20 protein-coding genes are annotated in these 21,719 nt (G+C 68.8%); 14 read left to right on the plus strand and 6 right to left on the minus strand.

The genetic code is table 11. From position 1 onward, the window contains the following. Positions 1-223: 223 nt before the first annotated feature. On the minus strand, positions 224-1,696 hold the full coding sequence (locus tag NA12_RS03815) for a PLP-dependent cysteine synthase family protein (RefSeq protein WP_067445961.1): 1,473 nt from the start codon (positions 1,694-1,696) through the stop codon (positions 224-226). A 211-nt stretch (positions 1,697-1,907) separates the two neighbouring features. On the opposite strand from NA12_RS03815, the gene NA12_RS03820 reads away from it, so the two are divergent. The 8 genes from NA12_RS03820 to NA12_RS03855 all read left to right on the plus strand — a co-directional run bounded on the left by NA12_RS03820 (position 1,908) and on the right by NA12_RS03855 (position 10,223). After that, positions 1,908-2,648 carry an IclR family transcriptional regulator gene (locus NA12_RS03820; RefSeq protein WP_067445962.1) on the plus strand — a complete coding sequence of 247 codons (741 nt, stop codon included), beginning with the start codon at positions 1,908-1,910 and terminating at the stop codon, positions 2,646-2,648. Positions 2,649-2,975: 327 nt separating this feature from the next. Next, complete coding sequence (locus tag NA12_RS03825) at positions 2,976-4,058, plus strand: ABC transporter substrate-binding protein (RefSeq protein ID WP_067445964.1); 1,083 nt, start codon at positions 2,976-2,978, stop codon at positions 4,056-4,058. Then, positions 4,055-4,918, plus strand: coding sequence for an ABC transporter ATP-binding protein (locus NA12_RS03830; RefSeq protein WP_067445966.1), 864 nt, complete (start codon positions 4,055-4,057; stop codon positions 4,916-4,918). The genes NA12_RS03825 and NA12_RS03830 overlap by 4 nt, the downstream gene beginning before the upstream one ends. After that, complete coding sequence (locus NA12_RS03835) at positions 4,911-5,804, plus strand: ABC transporter permease (protein ID WP_067445968.1); 894 nt, start codon at positions 4,911-4,913, stop codon at positions 5,802-5,804. Before NA12_RS03830 ends, NA12_RS03835 begins: the two co-directional genes overlap by 8 nt. A gap of 13 nt (positions 5,805-5,817) precedes the next feature. After that, positions 5,818-7,158 (plus strand): LLM class flavin-dependent oxidoreductase, encoded by a 1,341-nt coding sequence (locus tag NA12_RS03840; RefSeq protein WP_132369854.1) that lies wholly within the window; start codon positions 5,818-5,820, stop codon positions 7,156-7,158. Between the two features lie 108 nt (positions 7,159-7,266). Beyond that, entirely contained in the window at positions 7,267-8,202 is a 936-nt protein-coding gene (locus NA12_RS03845; RefSeq protein ID WP_067445972.1) for a TauD/TfdA dioxygenase family protein, read from the plus strand. 93 nt (positions 8,203-8,295) lie between these two features. Then, the gene (locus tag NA12_RS03850; protein WP_067445973.1) at positions 8,296-9,888 is read left to right on the plus strand and encodes an FAD-dependent oxidoreductase; all 1,593 of its coding nucleotides are present in this window, start codon (positions 8,296-8,298) and stop codon (positions 9,886-9,888) included. Further along, positions 9,885-10,223, plus strand: coding sequence for a 4Fe-4S dicluster domain-containing protein (locus NA12_RS03855; RefSeq protein WP_067445975.1), 339 nt, complete (start codon positions 9,885-9,887; stop codon positions 10,221-10,223). The genes NA12_RS03850 and NA12_RS03855 overlap by 4 nt, the downstream gene beginning before the upstream one ends. Positions 10,224-10,236: 13 nt before the next feature. On the opposite strand, the gene NA12_RS03860 is transcribed toward NA12_RS03855, so the two are convergent. Continuing rightward, complete coding sequence (locus tag NA12_RS03860) at positions 10,237-10,932, minus strand: 2'-5' RNA ligase family protein (RefSeq protein WP_132369855.1); 696 nt, start codon at positions 10,930-10,932, stop codon at positions 10,237-10,239. A gap of 185 nt (positions 10,933-11,117) precedes the next feature. Here NA12_RS03860 and NA12_RS03865 point away from each other — a divergent pair, with 185 nt between their 5' ends. Next, positions 11,118-11,459, plus strand: a complete 342-nt coding sequence (locus NA12_RS03865; RefSeq protein ID WP_067445979.1) for a hypothetical protein — start codon at positions 11,118-11,120, stop codon at positions 11,457-11,459. On the opposite strand, the gene NA12_RS03870 is transcribed toward NA12_RS03865, so the two are convergent. Together NA12_RS03870 and NA12_RS03875 are read right to left on the minus strand one after the other, a co-directional pair. Further along, complete coding sequence (locus NA12_RS03870) at positions 11,460-11,861, minus strand: YybH family protein (RefSeq protein WP_067445981.1); 402 nt, start codon at positions 11,859-11,861, stop codon at positions 11,460-11,462. It abuts the gene before it with no gap. Between the two features lie 79 nt (positions 11,862-11,940). Next, positions 11,941-12,516 carry a hypothetical protein gene (locus NA12_RS03875; RefSeq protein WP_132369856.1) on the minus strand — a complete coding sequence of 192 codons (576 nt, stop codon included), beginning with the start codon at positions 12,514-12,516 and terminating at the stop codon, positions 11,941-11,943. A 741-nt stretch (positions 12,517-13,257) separates the two neighbouring features. Between NA12_RS03875 and NA12_RS03880 the strand changes: the two genes are divergently transcribed. From NA12_RS03880 to NA12_RS03900, 5 genes are read left to right on the plus strand one after another with little or no spacing between them, the layout of a single operon-like run. Beyond that, the gene (locus tag NA12_RS03880) at positions 13,258-14,799 is read left to right on the plus strand and encodes a condensation domain-containing protein (RefSeq protein WP_067445984.1); all 1,542 of its coding nucleotides are present in this window, start codon (positions 13,258-13,260) and stop codon (positions 14,797-14,799) included. A gap of 4 nt (positions 14,800-14,803) precedes the next feature. Next, the gene (locus NA12_RS03885; protein ID WP_067445986.1) at positions 14,804-16,159 is read left to right on the plus strand and encodes a glycosyltransferase; all 1,356 of its coding nucleotides are present in this window, start codon (positions 14,804-14,806) and stop codon (positions 16,157-16,159) included. Beyond that, positions 16,156-17,103 (plus strand): ATP-binding cassette domain-containing protein, encoded by a 948-nt coding sequence (locus NA12_RS03890; RefSeq protein WP_067445988.1) that lies wholly within the window; start codon positions 16,156-16,158, stop codon positions 17,101-17,103. Before NA12_RS03885 ends, NA12_RS03890 begins: the two co-directional genes overlap by 4 nt. 20 nt (positions 17,104-17,123) lie before the next feature. Further along, positions 17,124-17,960: an ABC transporter permease gene (locus NA12_RS03895; RefSeq protein ID WP_067445989.1), complete on the plus strand. Its 837-nt coding sequence runs from the start codon at positions 17,124-17,126 to the stop codon at positions 17,958-17,960. Positions 17,961-17,969: 9 nt separating this feature from the next. Beyond that, the gene (locus NA12_RS03900) at positions 17,970-19,343 is read left to right on the plus strand and encodes a hypothetical protein (protein WP_067445991.1); all 1,374 of its coding nucleotides are present in this window, start codon (positions 17,970-17,972) and stop codon (positions 19,341-19,343) included. Positions 19,344-19,354: 11 nt separating this feature from the next. Here the strand turns inward: NA12_RS03900 and NA12_RS03905 are convergent, their stop codons facing one another. Next, entirely contained in the window at positions 19,355-20,728 is a 1,374-nt protein-coding gene (locus NA12_RS03905; RefSeq protein ID WP_067445993.1) for an FAD-dependent oxidoreductase, read from the minus strand. Positions 20,729-20,817: 89 nt separating this feature from the next. Further along, positions 20,818-21,621, minus strand: a complete 804-nt coding sequence (locus NA12_RS03910; RefSeq protein ID WP_165914803.1) for a HEAT repeat domain-containing protein — start codon at positions 21,619-21,621, stop codon at positions 20,818-20,820. Positions 21,622-21,719: the final 98 nt, after the last annotated feature.

Genomic DNA, 21,719 nt, shown 5'->3' on the forward strand with positions numbered 1-21,719 from the left:
CTCCCCTGGCTCGTTCCGCGAGCCGACAGGCGGAATCAGCGGCCGATTCGGTGTCCACCGGGCGACCCGGTCCCACCATCGGCGTTCACCCCAGCGGGAATCTCCGCTGCCCATCGCCACCGTCGCCATCACCGCACCGCGCAAGCGTCGGCCGCCGGATACCTACGTCGGCGCCGGACGAAGGCCACTGCCGCCGTCTCGGGCACGGCCCCTCTCGTGCGCCTCATGGCGCCTCCGCGCGCGCGACAGCGGCGACGAACGCCGCGGCGTCGACCCCGCCGACCACCCGGCCTTCGTGCACGATCAGCACCTCACCGTGATAGTCGGCGAGCCGTGTGATCGCGGCTCCCACCGGCTCGGTGGTGCCGACGAACGCCGGCGGCGGATCCAGGTGTGCGCCGACCGGATCCTCGTCCGCGGCGCCGACGAGCCGAGCCTGCGTCGCGGTCCCGAGCACCTCGGCGACCACGACCGGTCCCGCGGTCTGCCTGGCCAGGACGACCGGAAGCGACCGACGCGAGGCCAGTTCCGCGCGCACCGACGACACGGTCGTCGTCGACGGGAGCAACCGCGCCTCGGCGAGCACCGACGAACCCACCCCGACCGACCGGGCGCCCTCGACCACTCCGAGCGCCGAACCGACCGTCGGCTCACCGTGCGCCGCGAGCAACGGGAAACCGAACTGCCCGAGCCACCCGTCGTCGAAGTACTTCGACAGGTATCCGCGTCCGGAGTCGGGCGCGATCACCACCACCACATCCGTCGGCCCGAGCGAACGAGCCACCCGGAGCGCGGCGGCGATCGACGTGCCCGAGGAACCACCGAGCAGCAGTCCTTCCTCCTTGGCCAACCGGTGCAGCACCCGCAGCGACTCCCCGTCGGAGATCCGCTCGATCCGGTCGATCACCTCGGTGTGATAGGACAGCGGCCACTCGTCGAGTTCGGTGTCCGGATGCCGGTAGTGGCCCACCGATTCGACATACCAGGCCCGACCGTCGCCGCCGCCGTACACCGAGGTCTCGGGATCGGCGCCGACGATCACGACCCGCCCGTCCGAGGCCTGCTTCAGGAATTCCCCTGCGCCGCTGACGGTTCCGCCCGTGCCGATACCCGCCACGTAGTGGGTGACGGCGCCGCCGGTCTGCGCCCAGATCTCGGGACCGGTGGTTTCCCGGTGCGCGGCCGGATTGGCCGGGTTGTCGTACTGGCCGGCGAACCACGCGCCGGGGATCTCCTGCGCCAACCGCAACCCGACACTGCGCAGGTGCTCGGGGTGCCCGACCGGGCGGCCGCCGGGCGTCACGTGCACCTCGGCGCCGTAGGCCCGCAGCAGCGCGATCTTGTCGCGGCTGGACTTGTCCGGCACGACCACCACCGTGCGATAGCCACGTGCCGCCGCGATCGCGGCCAACCCGATGCCGGTGTTGCCCGACGTCGCCTCCACGACAACCCCACCCGGGCGCAGCTCCCCCGCGGCCTCGGCGGCGTCGAGCATGAACAGCGCCGCCCGATCCTTCACGCTCCCACCGGGATTGAGATATTCGAGCTTGACGTACACCGTGGCCTCGATACCGTCGGCGATCCGGTTCAACCGGACCAGCGGGGTGTGCCCGACGGCCTGGTCGATGGAGTCGAAGACCGCGGCGCTACGCGCGCTGCCCGGAAGTACCGCGCCACCCGGCTCGGAATTACTCATCGAAAACCTCGTTCTCCGCACACGATTCGGCGCGGACCCTCCGCCGCGCGTGCTTGCTCCAGATTCCCCGCAACCACAGCGCATCGACAGGTTTGTTCTCAGCCCGATTCGATCGAGGCCTCGCGAATTACTCGCACCCGTGCGCCGAATCATTGCGCCTGGATAGCGCGATGGCGATAGTTCTCGGCACGTCGTCGAGTAGGAGGCCGCCATGACCGCGACCGAACCACCCCGTTCCGGCGCACAAGCCGTCGACCGTGCCGTGTACGTGTTGAACTGCTTTCAGGGCGGCGACCCCGAATTGTCGCTCAGCGAATTGGCGCAGCGGGCGGGGCTGCCGGTGAGTACCACCTTCCGGCTGGCGCAGGCACTGGTGCGCGGCAGGCTGCTGGAGCAGGACCCGGCGACCGACCGCTACCGGATCGGGCACGGGCTGGCCTGCCTGGCCCGTCCCGCGCTGTCGCGCCTGGGACTCGACGACGCGGCGCCGCACCTGTACGCACTGGCCGCGGGCATCAAGATCACCGTCAGCCTCAGTGTCGCCGATGCCGACGAGGCCCTCACAGTCTTCCAGGCTCGACCCCCGATCCACTTCTGTCACAACCAGATTCCGCGGGAGCGCAGACCGTTGAGCACCAGCGCCGTCGGCCATGCATTGCTCGCGCACACCACGGCGGGACTCGACCGCGGCAACAGCGAACTGTTCGACACCATCCGCCGCCGCGGGTTCGCCACCGAGGAGATCGACAGCGACGAACCGATCCGCGCGATCGCCGTTCCGGTGCTCGGGCCGGATCGCCAGGTGTGGGGCGCGATCGGGGTGCAGGCGCGCGCGGTGCGCCTCGATCGCGATCTGGTTCGCGCCGTACTGCCCGCCATTCACCAGATCGCGGTGCGCATCGGCCCCTATTTCCATACCGCAGCCGCAGGTGAGGGATTCGACGCACCATGATTTTCACGATGTGGAAACAGTATTGCCGAGATATTATCTGTTGACGCATTATTGAATCGAGGCGGCGTTCCCAACGCCGATCCCTTTCACGAAAGTCACATCATGATCGAATCCCCCGCGCTCGTCCGCCGTCGTACGGTGGACTTGATGCGCCTGTCCCCCGGATTCTGTCGCAGCTGAAATAGCGGCGACATTCTTCCGTCGTCGAACTCCGCCTTCTCTCATACCCACCCGTTCAATCCGTCCCCTTCGTGTGCGGATCGTCGCGGCGTGGCCCGTTGTGGCCCGCCGCGTGCTCCGCCACGCCGTCGAAAGAATTCGCGAACCATGCTGTCCACTACCTTCCGACGACGTCCGCTGCGTGCGCTCGCCGCCGCGCTCGTCGCCCCCGCCGTCCTCGCGGTCCTCACCGCGTGCGGCGGCACCGATGCGCCGACGACCGCCGACGGCAAAACCGTCCTGCGTTACCAGGGACAGACCGGACAGGTCACGCCGTTCGAGCTCGCTGACAACCTGGGCTACTTCACCAAGATCAGCTTTCAGTGGGAGGGCGACACCACCAGCGGCCCGGCCAATATCCAGGCGGCCGCCACCAAACAGGTCGAATTCGGCAGCGCGTTCAACGGCGCGGTGGTCAAGCTCGCCGCGGGTGGTGCGCCGGTCCAGGCGGTGCTGAGCTCCTACGGCTCCGATGCCAAGTCGTTCACCGGCTATTTCGTGCGCGACGACTCCCCTATCACCAGTGCCCGTGACCTGATCGGCAAGAAGGTCGGCGTCAACACCCTCGGCGCGCACCACGAATTCGTCACCCGCGAATGGCTGCACCAGCAGGGGCTCAGCGAGGCCGAGATCAAGCAGGTCCAGCTGATCGTGGTGCCGCCGGTGAACACCGAGGAGGCGCTGCGCAGCGGTCAGATCGACGTCGGCGCGCTCAACAGCGTGTACCGCGAGACCGCGGTCGGCCGCGGCGGCCTGCACCCGCTGTTCACCGACACCGGAATCTTCGGTGAATTCGATTACGGCACTTACGTTTTCCGCAAGGACTACATCGCCCAGAACCCCGAGGCCGTCAAGGACTTCGTGCAGGGCACCGCACGGGCGACCCGGTGGCTGCAACTCACGCCGCGCGACGAGGTCGTCGCGAAGTTCACCGAGATCATCAACAAGCGCGGACGCAACGAGAATCTCAAGCTGCTCGACTACTGGCGCAGCCTCGGCATTCCGGTGCCCGGAGCGGTGATCGCGGACAAGGAGATCCAGATCTGGATCGATTGGCTCGAGCGCAACGGTGAGCTGCCCAAGGGCAAGATCATCGCCAAGGACCTGTTCACCAACAAGGACAACCCTTACGCCAACGGCACCTACCAGCCGACCAGCGGTCCGACCGGAGAGGTGGTGGCCGCGAAATGACCGCCACCCCAGCCAAACTCGCGCTGCGCTCGGTGAGCAAGCAGTTTCCCGTGCGCGGCACCGACGAGAAGTTCACCGCGATCGAAGACATCTCCATCGAGGTCGAAGCGGGCGAGTTCCTCGTCCTGGTCGGGCCCAGCGGCTCCGGCAAATCCACGCTGCTCGATCTGCTCGGCGGACTGAGCAAACCCAGCTCCGGACAGATCCTGCTCGACGGCGCCCCGATCACCGGTCCGGGCCTGGACCGTGGCGTGGTGTTCCAGCAATACGCGCTGCTGCCGTGGCGCACCGCCCGCGCCAACATCCAGTTCGGCCTCGAAGCCAAAGGCATCGCACGCAAAGAACGCAAGGCGATCGCCGAGCACTACCTGGAACTGGTCGGCCTGGCCGGCTTCGGTGACCGATACCCACACGAATTGTCCGGCGGCATGAAGCAGCGGGTGGCGATCGCCCGCAGCCTGGCCTTCGACCCCGAAGTGCTGCTGATGGACGAGCCGTTCGCCGCACTCGACGCGCAGACCAGGGAGTCGCTGCAGGACGAACTCCTGCGGATCTGGCGCGCCACCGGCAAGACCATCCTGTTCATCACCCACGGCATCGACGAAGCGGTGTACCTGGGCCAGCGCGTCGCGGTGCTCACCTCACGCCCCGGCCGGGTGAAGGCCGTGATCGACATCGACATCGAGCGCGGTGGCGATATCGACCTCCGCTCCAGCGAACAGTTCCGTGACTACCGCCATCGGATCTGGACCGAACTACGCAGCGAGGTGAGCCGGGCCCAGCGCCTGGAACTCGCCGCCGACGACAGCACGGCCGCCGACGCGGTCGCGTCCACCGACAGGAGTCCCGCCCATGTCTAGCGCTGTCCCCCTGCTCGTCCGTCCCGTCGAGGCCCCCGCCGCACCGGCCGCATCCGCGCGAACACCCACCGCGCCGCCCGCCGCTCGCTCCGCGCTCGCCCGCACGATCCGCTCGGCGGGCAGCGCCGCGCTTCGCGTCGCCAAGCCGCTGCTCGCCTTCGTCCTGCTACTCGGCGTGTGGGAGCTGGCGCCCCGGTTCGGCCTGGTCGACGAGGTGTTCCTGCCGCCGTTCTCCACGGTGGTCCAGGCCTTCGTCGAGCTGGCGGGCAACGGTCAGCTGGCCGAACACACCTCGGCGAGCCTGACCCGGTCGGTCACCGGCTTCTCCATCGCCCTGGTGATCGCCGTCCCGGTCGGTATCGCCATCGCCTGGTACAAGCCGGTGTCGGATTTCATCAATCCGGTGCTCGAACTGTTCCGCAACACCGCCGCGCTCGCGCTGCTGCCGGTGTTCGTGCTGATCCTCGGCATCGGCGAGACGTCGAAGATCGCGCTGATCGGCTACGCCACGTTCTTCCCGATCCTGCTCAACACCATCACCGGTGTCCGCACCGTCGACCCGCTGCTGGTGAAATCGGCGGTATCGCTGGGCTTCTCACCGTTGCGGTTGTTCCAGAAGGTGATCCTGCCTGCGGCGATCCCGTCCATCTTCACCGGTATTCGGATGGCCGCGGCGGGCTCGATCCTGGTCCTCATCGCCGCCGAGATGATCGGCGCGCGAGCCGGTTTGGGCTATCTCATCACCGCCGCGCAGCAGAACTTCCAGATTCCGCAGATGTACGCGGGGATCGTGGCGATCTCGCTGATCGGTCTCGGTTTCAACTTCGCCCTCGTCGCCCTGGAACGCCGCCTCTCGCGCTGGCGCACCTCACCGACCAACGCCTGATCAGGAGATCACCATGGCTCGCAAGACTTTCCACCTGAACGCCTTCCTGATGGGCGTCGGTCACCACGAGGCCGCGTGGCGCCATCCCCGCACCGACGAACAGCGTGTGCTCGACGTGCGCCACTTCCAGGAGCTGGCCCGCATCGCCGAACGCGGCAAGCTCGACTCGGTCTTCTTCGCCGACAACCTCGCCGTGGGACCGCGGATCGAACGCAACACCCTCACAGTGTTCGAACCGATCACGCTGCTGTCGGCGATCGCCGCGGTCACCGAGCGGATCGGCCTGATCGCCACCGCGTCGACCAGCTACAACGAACCGTTCAATCTCGCGCGCAAGTTCGCCTCGCTCGACCACATCAGTGCCGGCCGCGCCGGGTGGAACATCGTGACCTCCGGCAATGTCGACGAGGCCTACAACTTCGGGCTCGACGCGATTCCCGAGCACGCCCGCCGCTACGAACGGGCCGAGGAGTTCGTCGAGGTGGCGCTGGCGCTGTGGGACAGCTGGGAAGCCGAGGCGATCGTGCTCGACACCGAGACCGGCGTCTTCGCCGACCCGACCCGGGTCCACACCCTCGACTACGCCGGCGAGCGCTTCCGCGTGCGCGGCCCGCTCAACTCACCGCGCGGACCGCAGGGCAGGCCGCTGCTGGTGCAGGCCGGATCCTCGGAATCGGGCAAGGAGTTCGCCGCCCACCGTGCCGAAGCTGTGTTCACCGCCCAGCGCACCCTCGACGAGGGCGTGCGGTTCTACCGCGATCTCAAGTCGCGCCTGGCGAAATACGGTCGCGCACAAGACGACTTGAAGGTGCTGCCGGGTCTGGTGCCGTTCATCGCCGACACCGTCGAGGAGGCCAGGGCGCTCGAGCAGGAGTTCACCGATCTGATCTCGCCCGATTACGCCCTGCGCCAGCTCTCCTCGATGCTCGGCGTCGACCTCACCGCGCATGCGCTGGACGCGCCGTTGCCACCGCTGCCCGCCGAGAGCGAGATCGAGGGCGGCAAGAGCCGGTTCACACTGGTCAAGGAGCTGGCCGAGAACGAGGACCTCACAGTGCGCCAGCTCATCGGCAAGCTGGGCGGCGGTCGCGGGCACCGCACCTTCGCAGGCACCCCCGAACAGGTGGCCGACGAGCTGCAGAGCTGGTTCGAGGCGGGCGCGGCCGACGGGTTCAACATCATGGCGCCCTACCTGCCCGGTGGCCTCGCGGATTTCGTCGACCGCGTAGTGCCGATCCTGCAGGAACGCGGACTGTTCCGCACCGACTACGAATCCACCACGCTGCGCGGCCATTACGGCCTCGACCCGGTGGAAAGCCAATTCGCCGAACAGGATTCACGGGTGAGCGCCTGATGCGAGCGCGCCGACTCGACATCGAGTTCATGCGGGTGGTGAGCAGCGCCTGTCCGGGGTGAGCCCGCCCGCGTCCCCGCACCAGACTTCTCCCGAAGGACCACCGACATGACCACCATCGAAAGCCCCCGCGTCGTCACCGCGCTCGAGATCACCCCCGTCGCGGGCCACATCGGCGCCGAGGTGACCGGCGTAGACCTGCGTGAGGAACTCGCCGCCGCCCAGGTCGACGAGCTCACCGCGGCGCTGCATCGCCACAAGGTGCTGTTCTTCCGCGATCAGCAGATCGGACACACCGAACAGATCGCGTTCTCCCGTCGTTTCGGCGCCGTCACCCCGTCGCATCCCTACGACGACGACGCGCCCACCGAGCACCCGGAGATCCTGGCGGTCGACAGTCGCCTCTACGAGAAGAAGTTCGGCCGCAAGAAGTTCAGCTACACCAACCAGTGGCACACCGATGTCTCGCCGCTGATCAACCCGCCCGCGGCCTCGATCCTGCGGGCCGAGATCGCGCCGGAGACCGGCGGCGACACCCAGTGGACAAACCTTGCCGCGGCCTACGCCGGCCTGCCGGAATCGCTGCGCACCTTCCTCGACGGCCTGCGCGCCGAACATCGCTTCGGCGGCCGGATCCCGCCGTGGGAGGCAGGCAGCGAATACGCCCGCAAGATCGCCGCCGCGCCGCTGGTGACCGAACACCCCGTCGTGCGCGTCCACCCGGTGACCGGTGAGCGCGTGCTGTTCGTCAACCCCGGCTTCACCACCAGGATCCTGGGGCTCACCCCGCCGCAGAGCGATGCCCTGTTGCAACTGCTCTTCGACGAGATCTCCCATCCCGCCTACACCGTCCGCTTCCGCTGGACCAAGGGCAGCATCGCGTTCTGGGACAACCGCGCCACCGCGCATCTGGCCCCCAGCGACCTCGACCACCTCGACGTCACCCGGGTCCTCTACCGCACCACCCTCGAGGGCGACATCCCCGTCGGCGTCGACGGCCGGTCCTCCACCCCGATCGCCGGCGCGAAGTTCACCGGCGCCTGAGAACCCGATGCGGCGCCCGCCCTTTCGCGGCGGGCGCCGCATCCCCCGGCCGTCGGTGGCCACTACCTCCCTACGCGACACACAGGAGCACACATGACCCAACCGTGGCACACCGCAACCGATGTGCTCGTCATCGGCGGCGGTCCGGCGGCAGCCTGGGCCGCGATCCACGCCCGCGAGGCAGGCGCCGAGGTGATCCTGGTCGACAAGGGATACTGCGGAACCAGCGGCGCCACAGCGCCTTCCGGGACCGGCGTCTGGTACGTCGCGCCCGAGGCGCAAGCCCGTGCCAACGCGAAAGCGAGCAGGGAGGCCCTCGGTGGCTACCTCGCCGACCACTACTGGATGGATCGCGTCCTCGACCAGACCTACGTCAACATGAACCGGCTCGCTGTCGAGGGCCGCTACCCGTTTCCCGTGGATCCGGCCACCGGCGCGCAATTGCGGACAGGTGTGCAAGGACCGGAGTACATGCGCCGGATGCGAGCGTGGCTCACCCGGCTCGGCGTGCAGGTCCACGATCACTCCCCCGCGCTGGAACTGCTGGTCGACGACGCGGGCGCGGTGCGCGGCGCGGCGGGCTATCAGCGACAGCTCGACCGGGACTACCGGATCACCGCGGGGGCGGTCGTGCTCGCGACCGGTGGTTGCGCGTTCCTCTCGCGCGCGCTGGGCACCAACGTCGACACCGGTGACGGCGCGTTGATGGCCGCCGAGGCGGGCGCGCGATTCTCCGGCATGGAGTTCTCCAACGCCTACGGCATCGTGCCCAAAGGTTCCACCATCACCAAGACCGCCTACTACGGCTATGCCACCTTCTTCGGCGAGGACGGCCGGGTGCTCGAGGAGGCCGGGTCGACGAAGGGCCGCTCGGTGATCGCCCGAACCCTGTTGCAGGAGAGAGTGTTCGCTCAACTGGATCGTGCGGACGAGACCGTGCAGGCGCAGATGCGGGTCGGTCAGCCGAACTTCTTCCTGCAGTTCGACCGGCGCGGCATCGATCCGTTCACCGACCGATTCGAGATCGACCTGCTCGCCGAGGGCACGGTGCGCGGCACCGGCGGCCTCGACGTGGTCGACGACGACTGCGCCACCACGGTTGCAGGTCTCTACGTCGCGGGGGACGCGGCCACCCGCGAACGTATCTGTGGTGGTTTTACCGGCGGCGGTAGCCACAACGCGGCGTGGGCGATGTCGTCGGGCAGCTGGGCGGGCGCGGGCGCGGCCGACCATGCCAGGACCGCCGGCCGGTCCACCGGCGCGGTGCACGGCATCGGGTCGGTCGGGTTGCGCCCCACCGGCGCACCGTCGGTGACCGCGTCGGAAGTCGTCGCGGCCGCGCAGGACGAGCTGATCCCGTTCGAGAAGAACTACCTGCGTCACGGTGATCGGCTGCGCCCCGCCCTCGCGCGGCTCGACGAACTGTGGGATGCCGCGTCGGCCGGTCTGGCCGGTGCTACCGGCGACGAGCGGGTCAGGGCCCGGCAGGCGGCGGCGATCACCGCGGTCGGGCGCCTCATGTACCGATCCGCGTTGGCGCGCACCGAGACTCGCGGCATGAGCAAACGCGCCGACCACCCCGACCTCGACGCGACGCAGCATCACCACCTGCACTCGGGTGGGCTCGACCGGCCGTGGGTCGATCCGGCGGACGCCCGCAACTCGGGTCTGGCGGTGGCGTCGTGATCGAACTGCTGCGCGCGCAGGACTGCATCGGCTGCGACAAATGCGTGAGCGCCTGCCCCACCAACGTCTTCGACCGCGTCGAGGGCGGGATTCCGGTTATCGCTCGGCAATCCGATTGCCAGACCTGTTTCATGTGCGAGGCGTACTGCCCGACCGACGCGCTCTACGTCGCGCCCGACGTCACCGCGCTGCCACCGGAGGCGACGGTACCGACCGAGCACATCGGTCGGTACCGGCAGAAGCTCGGTTGGGGCCACGGGCGCACCGCCGGCGCCCAGCTCGCGGTGGGACCGCGGCTCCCGCACGGCGCGCCGCCGCCCCGGCTCGGCTCCTGAGCGCGGACACCGGCTACTGCCGCAGCGGGCCGAACAGCGGGTCGTCGAATACGCTGCCTTCGACGACCGGGTCGGGTTCACGCAGCAGGTCGGCGGTGCTGACGTCGGTCCAGCCGTAGCGCCCGTCCTCGCACTGCAATTCGACCATCGAGACCGCCGAGACGGTGTCGTCGAGGGCGAAGTCGGTGAACCCGTCCTCGGCGAGCGCGGTGCGAATCTCGTGCACCGGTGTCGGGTGGGTCGCGTGGGCCAACTCCAGGTAGGGGCGCAATGGGTCGCCGTAATCGGGGATCCGCTCGCGGATCCACACCGCGGTGAGCGCGTCGGTCAGGTCCGCGCGCACCCGCAGCAGTTCCTCCGACACGGTGACCGGCAGCCGGATCGAGTCGGTGGTGACCTCGGGCGGTCCGACCGCGAGCTGGAACGGCGAGAGCTCGGCGAGCAGGTCGCGGGCACCCGACACCAAGGCCGCCAGGTGCACCCCCTTGACCCCGTCGGCGAACCCGATGCCCTGTACGCCGATCCGCAGCCGGGCGGCGTCGACCTGTTCGAGCCCGGGCAGGCGGGACAACGTGGGCGCGAAGATCTCGACCAGTTTGTCGGCGACCGGCTGGGTCGGTGCGATCTGCCAGTTGTAGAACGACCGACCCGGCGTCCATCCCGGACGCCACCACCAGCGACTGGCAACCGTCATTTCGCTCGCGACCATCGTGCGCCACCTCCCGATCTCGGCCGACCCCCGAGTGAACATCCGGCTGACCGGTGCTCCGCCCGACACGATCGGCACCGATGCTGCGATGCCAGCTACCTCACAGCGACGGTATTCCCGGCGTGACCGGCGGGCAACCTGGCGAGACCGTTCCGTTGCGTCTTCGACGCACTACACTGACAGCCATGCCTGTTCGACGGCTGATCACGCTCTCCGCGTTCGCCCTCCTGCTTCCCCTCGCCGTCACCGCGTGCACCATGACCGGGCCCGGCACCACCTCCGAATGCAGCGTGAGCGGGTGCACCGTCACCTTCGACCGCGGCGTGAGCGCCAAGGCGTCGATCCTCGGGATCGACGCCGAACTCGTCGCGGTGAACGGTGACCTGGTCACCCTGAGCGTCGGCGGGCAGCAGATCACGGTGCCGGTCGGCCAGTCGCAGGCCAGCAACGGCACCGATGTGCGGGTCAGCGAGGTGACCGACGACAAGGTCGTGGTCGTCTTCGCGACCGGGCTCAACCCGAACTGATCATCCGGCTATGTTCGTCCGGGCTGCCGGTTCGCTGACCACCCACGGCGCGTTCGGCTGATCGAGAATCCAGCGCCAGCTGCCGTCGGACTGTCTGCGCGCCACCTCCACCGTCGCGCCGGTTCCCCCGGGCAGACGTGACGATGTCAGCGCCAGATCGCCCGCGAGCAGGGCAGGGGCCTGGTGCCCGGGCTGGAACACCGGCCGGTCGGCGACCAGGCGCGCGTACGCCGCCCGTATCTCGTCCACGCCGGTCGCGACGACCCCGTCCGGCAGCGCGAGCACCGCGTCGGACTCGTACAACTCGACGAGGCCGTCCACATCACCGGCGTTCAATCGCTCGACCACCAGCCTGCTCAGATCCTCTGGGTGCTGCGCACGTTCACGCGTCTTCTCGGCCATCGCCACCCTCCCTCGACTCGGGTTGTGCGACAACGGTAACGCCGGGGTCCGACACGAATCGGACACTCGGCGCCCGAGGTCACGGGTGATCGTGCATCGTCACCGCGAACAGATACCAATTCCCGTCGTAGGGCGTATAGACGGGCTGATACCCCTGACCGCCGTGATCGGGCGGTGGGGTCCCCGGCGCGAAGTAGGCAAGACCGCCGATAATCGCCATGTCATCGAGAGCGAACTGGCACCCGCCGTCACCGGATCTCACCGTGTCGGTCCGGATCACCCCGAACCACGCGCCGGCGGATTCGCGGCAGTCCCGCGCGGCCTCGGTCATCGCGTCGGCCGATAGCCACCACGCCACTTTGTCCGGCACCCCGAACCACACCAGGGCCACCCCGAGGATCACCACCACCGGGGCGACGACGACGGCCCGGAACTCTCGGTACCGAGCACACCCGATCGGCGCCAGGATCATCCAGGACAGCCCACCGGCCAGCAATATCACGACCGCCAGGGCCCACCACAGCACGTCGATGCGCGTGGCATCGACGACGACCATCACCGCGATCGCCATCACCGCGGCCCCCGTGGTGGCCCACATCGCCACCGACCACCACCGCGGCACCTGTACGGCCGCGCGCGTCCCCACCGTTGTCATCAGCCCACCCTACGGCCGACTCGCATCCGCGTGAATGCCGAAACCCCCGAAGGCCAACGGCCCCCAGGGGTTTCACGGACACCAGGTGATGTCAGCCGATCACAGCGGCGGGAATCCCGACGATCCGGTCGCCATCCAGTTCCAGAACTCGGTGACGCGGTTGAGGACCAACGCCATGATGTCGAGGGCAGTGCTTCCCATTGTCTTCCTTCACATCCGAACGAACACTTCGCGCGTTCACCATAGCAACCGGCATCGAGTGCGCAACGTTGTGATAACGAACAGATGACAGCAACTGCGATGGTCTCCGATGACCATTCGAACTGCCCGATAACGAACGGCGCCGACGAATTCGCGTTGAGTGAACACCAGGGAAACGCACGTGAACAGCCGACCACCACCGATGTGACGGTCCCTACAGAAATCTTCCCATCCGGAATGAACAAAATATCCACAGACAATCACGTACCCGATCGCGGACTATTCCAACTGCGATGCGGTACAGGTAAATCCGTAACACAATCACCAAAACGCACAGGCGACAGAATTTTGTTCAGCTAAACCGTGATGCCCATCACCGTCTTGTCCACAGCGCAATCACAGATACGCTCTATCTCGCCGAGGCTTCACGGAAATGTTTTCACCGCCGAAGTTCGACGCATCAGGTGACACAATGCGGTGTTCCCCTCACACTCCACTCTCCGCCGCTTCGGCATGCATTCGTCACGAGGTGAACCGGCCATGGAATACACCCACCTGTCCGAATTCGAAATCCGTTCAGGGAATTTGTCGATGTGGACGCCCGAGCTCGCCACCGACGCGTGGCAGCCCGACGATCGCCCGCTCACCAGCGTCCACGCCGGCTACTGCGCCGGCGTCGATCCCACCGACCCGCTGCCCGGCCGCGGCCGCTGGATCGGCACCGTCTTCGAGATGGACGCCCCGCTCGACGGTTCCGCGTGGCGTGAGACGCTGCGGCGCTGGCATGTCAGGCACGAGGGTTTGCGCACCACGGTGACCACCGCGTCGCCGGGCGAACCGCGCAGGTTGATCGCCGCGTCCACCGCCGTCGAGATCGCCCAGCAGCCGGTCACCGGACTCACCGACGGCGCCCGGATCAACGAGTTCCTCAGCGCGACGCTCGAACAGCGCCTGTCACCGCTGGTCTGGCCGCACTGCCTGGCCGCCACGGTCGAGCACGCCGAGACCGGCGACTTCACGGTGCTCGTCGCCGCCGATCACTCCGTGATGGACGCGTACTCCCAGGCCATCCTGATCCTCGAACTGCGCACGCTCTACCGCGAGGTCATGGCGGGCGACGCCTCGCGCGAGTCGGTGACCTTCGCCAGCGCGGCCGACTTCGCCGTCCTGGAGCGGGCGTGCGCGGCCGAACTGGATCGGAACTCCCCGGCGGTCGCGATCTGGCGCGAGTTCCTCGCCGACGGCGCCATGCCTCGCTTCGCCCCACAGGCCCAGCGGCCCGCCCGCGCGGACCTACCCCAGCCCAGCGTTTCGCGGCGACTGCTCGATCTCACCGCGCTCGAACAGGTCGAAGCGGTCCTCGAGCAGGTACGGCACCGGATGTCGGTCGCGGTGTTCGCCGCGCTGGCGGTCGCCCATCAGCGCCGATTCGGCGCGGACCGCATGCGGACCGCGATGCCCATCGCGACCCGCCCCGACCTGCGCTGGCTGGAGTCGATGGGCTGGTTCGTCAATGTGGTCCCGGTCGACATCGCGCTGACCCCCGATACCGGCATCGGCGCGGCCATGGATCTGGCACGGGCCGCACTGCGTCGTTCGCGCACCGCCAACGACGCCTCCTGGTCCCGTGTGCTCGATCTGCTCGACGTCGACGAGACGCCGCGATTCGGCATCTCCTTCCTCGACATCCGCGTGCTGCCCGGCTACGAACTGGTCGCTGACCTGCGTGGAAGAACCTTGCGCGCGGAGTCGTACTCCCCCGATGAGGTGTTCCTGTGGGTCGTGCGGGCGGCCGACGGTCTGTACGTGTCGACCCGGTATCCCGCCGGGTTCCCCGCCGAGGTCATGGACGAGTTCCTGACCGCTTTCGGCCACGCGCTGTCGTCGATCACCACCGCCGTGCACGCGGATGCGGTTGTCGACGCGGGTCGCGCCGCGCAACCTTTCGCAGCGGTTTCTCCGGGCGCGGTGGTCGAGGAGCAGGGCGAACCGTCGTCGCCGGTCGCGGCGGATAGATCGATGCCTGCCGACGCACGCGCACTGCGCACCGATACGCTGCGCGTCGCCGTGCAGGCGGGATGAACGGATGCGCCCACTGTTGGCCTTCACCGGCAGCCGAGGAGATGCCCAACCCGGCATCCTGCTGGCTCACGCGCTGCGTGCGCGCGGCCACGACGTGACCTTGGCGCTCGCGCCGAACCTCGTCGCCTTCGCCCATGACCACGGGGTACCCGCGGTGCCGTTCGGCCGCGACAGCGCCGACCTCCTGGCTGCGCAGCGCACCGACCGCCGCTTCGCCGATCGCGATCCCCGCGCCCGGCTGCGGGCACTGTTCGATCTGCAACGGCGTGGGGTGCCAGAGCAGTTGGCGGACCTGCGCGCGCTGGCACCCGGACACGATCTGGTCGTGGCGGGAATGGCGGGCGAGGAGGTGGCCGAATCGGTGGCGCTGGCGCTCGGGCTGCCGTTCGCGGCCGTGCACTTCTTCCCGATCCAGCCGAACAGCGCGGTACCTGTCGCGCCGGTCCGCTGGGCCCGCCACCTGCCCGGCTTCGTACACCGAGGGGGGTGGTCGATGCTGGCCCGCGCACGAGCCGCTGCCCTCGCCCCGGTCCTCCCCGCCGCCACCGGACCCAGTGCGGCGAGCGTGCGAATTCAGGCCTACGACCCCCGGCTGTTTCCTGGTGTCGACAAGCAGTTGCCGGGGCCGTTCGTCGGATTTCCGGTCGATTCGAACGGATTCCTCACCGGTACACAAGGTTTCGAGCCCTACGCGAACGACACCCGCGATCGGCTTTCGTTCAGCGGTCCGATCGCTGGAATCACGTGCGAATCAACTGATGGCACAGCCATTTTCGAGCCTCGGACACCGTCATCGACGCTGGATTCGTGGCTGGACGAGGGATCGGCGCCGATCTACGCCGGATTCGGCTCCATGGATGTCGGCGATCCGGCCGCGTTCGTCGCGACCCTGCGCGCGGTGTGCGCCCGGCGAGGTCGTCGGCTGCTGCTCGCGTCGGGCTGGGCGACGATCGGTCCGGGATTCGAGGACACCGTCGCGATCGTCGACCAGGTCGATCATGCTCGGGTACTGCCTCGTTGTGTCGCGGCCGTGCACCACGGCGGCGCCGGAACGACGGCGGCCGCGCTGAGAGCGGGTGTGCCGCAGGTGATCTGCTCGGTCCAGGCGGATCAGCCCTACTGGGGTCACACGTTGCGACGACTCGGCCTCGCCGCCACGATTCCCGCGAAGAAGCTGACCGCCGACCGCCTGCACGCACTGCTCGATCAGGTCTCGCGTCCCGAGGTGGCGCTGCGCACGGCGTCCTATGCCGCCGGTTTCGCCACCGACGGTGTCGAACGCGCCGCCGATGCCATCGAGGCGCTGCGGGGTTCGCCGGACGCCACCGAACTGCTCCGATCCGCCGGGAGGCACCTGTGACCACCGATATCGCCATCCGCACCACCGGTCTCGGCAAGTCCTACGGCGATTTCACCGCCGTAGGCAGCGTCGACCTCACCATCGCGGCGGGCACCGTGTTCGCGCTACTCGGTCCCAATGGCGCGGGCAAGACCACCACCGTTCGCATGCTCGCGACGCTGGTCCGCCCCGACCGCGGCCACGCCGAGATCTTCGGCTACGACATCGCGCGCGACGCGACCGCCGTGCGCTCGATGATCGGGCTCACCGGACAGTACGCGTCGGTCGACGAAACCCTTACCGCTGGAGAGAATTTGCGGCTGTTCGGGCGCCTGCTCGGGCTCTCCCGCCGTGATGCCGCGCGCCGTGGCGCCGAGCTTCTCGACGAGTTCGAGCTGGCGAAGGTCATCGACCGGCCGGTGAACCAGTTCTCCGGCGGGATGCGCAGGCGGCTCGATCTGGCGGCGACGCTGCTCACCGATCCCCCGCTGATCTTCCTCGACGAGCCGACCACCGGTCTCGACCCGCACACCCGCGACAAGATGTGGGGCGTGATCCGGCGTCTGGTCGCCCGGGGCGCGACCGTCCTGCTCACCACGCAGTACCTCGAGGAGGCCGACGCGCTGGCCGACCGGATCGCGGTCATCGACCGGGGGGCGATCGTCGCCGAGGGCACCGCCGCCGAGCTGAAGTCCTCCATCGGCGATCAGGTGTTGCGCCTGGAACTCACCGATCCGGCTCAGTCCGCCAACGCTCGAGCCCTCGTCCTCGCGCTCACCGGCGAGGTACCCGAAGGGTCGTCGGCGGGCACGCTCACCGTCGCCCTGACCGACGCGGGCATCGCCGCCGATATCGTCGCCGCCTGCCGCGCCGCGGGTATCGCACTGCGCGGGTTCGCCGTCGACCGTCCCGATCTCAACGAGGTCTTCCTCGCACTGACCGGCACCGACCGCGTCGCCGCCTGATCCGAAAGACCGAGGCCACCATGACCGCCACCATCGCCGAGATCACCGTCGAGCCCGCCACGCCGCCGAGGATCGACCGCCGCCCCCGGATCACCCAGGTCAGCCTGCGCGCCTCGCTGTGGCAGTCGCTGATGATGGCGTGGCGAGGGCTGCTCACCTTCCGGCACAGCCCACAGTTGCTCTACGACGCGCTGCTGTTGCCCATTGTCGGACCCTTGCTGTTCGGCAGCATCTTCGGCACCGCCATCGCGGGCAGCACGCAGGCCTACCTGCCGATTCTGATTCCCGGCGTGCTGGTGCAGATCGTGCTCACGTCGTCGGTCGCCACCGGAGTGCAACTGTCCGAGGACATCCGGTCCGGGGTCTTCGATCGGTTCGTGGCCATGCCGATCGCCCGGTCCGCTCCTGTCGCCGGCGCCCTGCTGGCCGGGGCGACACGATATGTCATCGCCGCGACCACGGTGGTGATCGTGGGGTTCGCGATGGGTTATCGGCCGGATCATCCGGTCGGCTTCCTCGCCGGTGCGGTGCTGGTCGTCGCGGCCACCACCGCGATCAGCTGGTTGTTCGCGTTCATCGGCGTCACGGTCTCACGGCCCGCCGCGGTGCAGGGTATGTCGATGTTGGTGCTCACCTTCCTGAGTTTCGCGTCCAACGCGCTGGTGCCCGAGTCGGCGATGCCGACGTGGCTGCGCTACGTCTCCGACTACAACCCGGTGTCCTACCTGGTGTCCGCGGTGCGCGGGCTCGCCGAGGACGGCGTCATCGGCGCCGACGTCGGGTGGTCGGTGGTGGCCTCGCTCGCGATCGCCGCCGTCTTCGCACCCCTGACCGTCCGCACCCTGCGTGCTCGCTGAGGAGTTCTGATGGCACTCACCTTTTCGACCCCACCGGTCATCGCCGGCATCGGCGTCAACCGGCTCACCGCCGACGACGATCTGTTCCGCCAGCTCCACAGCCTCTACGGCAACGCACTGGTCAATCAGCTCGCATGGCGGTTCGACGAGCCGCTCGACCCTGAACTGCTCGCCCGATTCCACGCGCGATTGGCCCAGGGGTTCCTGGCCCGGCGCGTGCAGCCGGCCCGGGTGCCCTTCGCCCGCCCCTACTGGCTGCCGGCCACGGAATCGATTCCGCTGGGATGGGATTCGGTGCCCGTCGCCGACGAGGGGATTCTCGACTGGTACTTCGCGCAGAGCCGGGTCGACTTCGATCCCGAGAGCGGTCGGGTGTGGCGGCTGTCCGCCGCGCCGACCACGGCGGGTGGGACGCTGGTGTCGCTGGTGACCTCGCATGTGGCATCCGACGGCGGCGCGGTGCTCTTCGCGGTGGGCGACGCGCTGGCCCAGCTCGATGAGAGTCCTGACGTGACAACGGGTTCGGGGCGGCTCGTCGGCACGCCACCACCGAATGTGTTGGGTGCGAACATCATCGATGCGGGCCGGCAGCTGCGCGCGGTCGCGCGCGGGATTCGCGCGGCGATCGCCGCCCGTGGCGTCGTCGAGCCCGATCGCAACCCTCGTCCCGCGCTCCCGGAGCTGCCCCTGCCGACCCGGTGGTCACCGGCGGATCTGGTGGTCCAGCTCGATCTCGCGGAGTGGAACGCCGCCGCCGCACGGCACTGCGGCACCACGAACGGGCTCCTGATCGCCCTCGGCGCCGGCCTGTTCGGACGCAGCGGGCGCGTCGGTGACACCGCCGAGATTCGCGTCGACATCCCCCATTCGATGCGCACCAGTGACGACCCACGCGCCAACGCCACCACCGGCCTGCCGATCTCGGTCACCTACCGCACCGGCGAACGCGTCGACCTCGCCGCTGTTCGCTCGGCGGTGAAACGGGCGGCGACCGCCTATCGCGACCCGGCGACCACGCCCGCGTTACAGCACCTGCAACCGTTGCAGATGATCGCGCCCCGTTTCGTTCTCCGCCGTGCCGCCCGCACCGCGCGAGCCCCGGAATGCCTGTGCACCAATCTCGGTGAAACCGCCAGTGGTGTAGCCGATTTCGCAGGTCAGCGCGCTCGCGCCGTCCTCATGCGGCCGGTCGTGTGCACCAACGACACCGCCATGTTCCGTCGAGTGGAGGTGGGCGTGAACCTCTCCTTCTCCACCGACGGCCACACGGTCGTCCTCGCTGTCACCGGCGCCGACCCCGACCGCTTCCCCAGCCGCACCGTCCTGCGTGAGTCGCTGACGGCGGAATTCGAGTCGTGGGGCCTCACCCCCCGCTTCTGGTGACTTCCGCGCCCTCAGCCGCCCTTCGCCACCGCGCGGACAGCCGCCCGCGCGGCGACCAGAACCGGGTCCCAGACCGGGGAGAACGGTGGTGCGTAGCCGAGGTCGAGCGCGGTCACCTGCTCCACCGTCATTCTCGCGGTGAGCGCCACTGCCGCGATGTCGATTCGCTTGGCGGCACCGGTGTAGCCGACGATCTGCACGCCGAGCAGCCGACCGGTGCGACGTTCGGCGAGCATTTTCACCGTCATGGGTTTCGCGCCGGGGAAATAGCCCGCGCGGCCGGTGGATTCGATGGTGACAGCGTGGAACTGCAGGCCTTCGCGCCGAGCGTCGTCCTCCCCCAGGCCGGTTCGCGCCACCTCGAGGTCGCACACCTTGCTCATCGCGGTGCCGACCACGCCGGGGAAAGTGGCGTATCCGCCACCGACGCCCGAGCCGATCACCTGCCCGTGCTTGTTGGCGTGGGTGCCGAGCGGAATGTGGCGCATCGTGCCCGACACCAGATCCAGCACTTCCACGCAGTCGCCGCCGGCCCAGATGTCGTCGTATCCGCGCACGCGTTGGGCGAGGTCGGTGAGCAGACCTCCGCTCTCGCCCAGCGGAAGCCCGGCCCGTCGCGCCAGCTCGGTGGCCGGTTCCACGCCGATTCCCAGCACGACCACATCGGCCGGGAATTCGGTGTCGGCGGTGGCCACGGCGCGGGCCTTGCCGTCCTGCGATGTCGGAATACCGGTGACCTCCGCGTCGCAGACGACCCGTATTCCCATCCCCTCCATAGCTTCTCGCACGCGCGCACCCATATCCGGATCGAGCGTGGACATGGGTTGCGCACCCCGGGTGACCATGGTGACCTCGAACCCCCGGCGCACCAACGCCTCGGCCATCTCGACACCGATATACCCCGCACCCACCACGACGGCCGCGCGCCCGTCGGCAGATTCCAGACCGTCGATGAGCGCCTGTCCGTCGTCGAGGGTCTGCACCCCGTAGACCCCCTCGGCATCGATACCGGGCAGTGGGGGCCGGATCGGCGTCGCCCCCGTGGCCAACACGAGCTTGTCGTAACCCGTCCACCCCTGCGCGCCGGTGTCGAGATCACGGGAAAGGACCCGTCGCCCCACCGGGTCGATCTCGATCACCTCGGTCCGCATCCGCAGATCGATATCACGAGCGCGATGTTCGGCCACCGACCGTGCGATCAGGTCATCCGCGTCGGCGACATCGCCCGCGACCCAGTACGGGATCCCGCACGCCGAGTACGAGGAATGCCGTCCCTTCTCGAACACCACGATCTCGAGCTCGCCGGCATCGCGCAGCCTGCGCGCCTGCGACGCCGCCGCCATCCCGGTCGCGTCCGCCCCGACAACCACCATCCGTACGCCCATGTCACCACCGTACGAGAGCGTGCCGCGGTTCGGTCCACCAGCACCGCGCGCCGACGGTTCCGCGCGTCGACCCTGCTCGCGTCGGGCGCTCAGGATTCGCGGGCGGCGATCGCGGCTTGGATCCGGCGTAGCGTGCGCAGGCCCTTCTTCGCGGCAACGCTCACCATGCCGTCGAAGACGGTGGAGCCGCGATCGTCGGCCATCAAGCGTTCGAGGGTCGCCACAGCGCGGTCGTCACCGGTCGAACCGAGGGCGACGGCCGCCCAGTATCGCTTATCGGGATCGTCGTCCGCGGCCGCCTCGATGAGTCGGGGGATGATGTCCGGCGCGAATTCCGACAACGCGCTGGCGATGTAGCCGATGCGGTAGTAGCGGCGGTTCTCGAATTCGTCCCAGAGGGCGGCCAGCGCCGCGTCGCCCCCGATCATGCCGAGCGCCTCGGCCGCGCGCTCGCGCAGCCCGCTGACCGAGTCCCCCAGCAGCGGCGCGAGCACCGGGACGGCCGATTCGTCGCCGAGCACGCCGAGCGCGATCACCGCCTGGTCCCGGGCGAAGTCCTGCGGATGATCCAGCATGGCGACCACGCCGGGGACCGCCTCCTTGATGCCGAGCGCCGCGCAGCCCATCGCGGCCCACGCCTGGCAGTTGTAGCGGGTGTCGGTGAGGGAGGCGAGCAGCGGTTCGCGCAAGGAGTCGTCGCCGAAGACCTCCGCCCGGTTCAGTGCCCTGCTGTAGAGCGACCGGTGGTAGTCGGGGTAGTCACGCACGAGCGCGCGCAGTGTCTCCTTCGCGGAAGTGTCGCCGTCCTCAGCCCGCACGAGCAGGAGTCGCAGATTGTCCTCGCGGGTCTCGAGATCGCCGTCTTTCAGGAGTCGCGCGTCAGCTGGGTTCACCGCCCAACGGTACCCGGCGAACAGCCCGATACTCGACACGCCGCAGGTCACAGCGCCGGACGCGGTGATACGCCATTCGGCAGCGCCCCGACCACGTG

It is taken from the genome of Nocardia alba NBRC 108234 (genome assembly GCF_001612665.1).
In the GTDB taxonomy this organism is placed as follows: domain Bacteria; phylum Actinomycetota; class Actinomycetes; order Mycobacteriales; family Mycobacteriaceae; genus Nocardia; species Nocardia alba.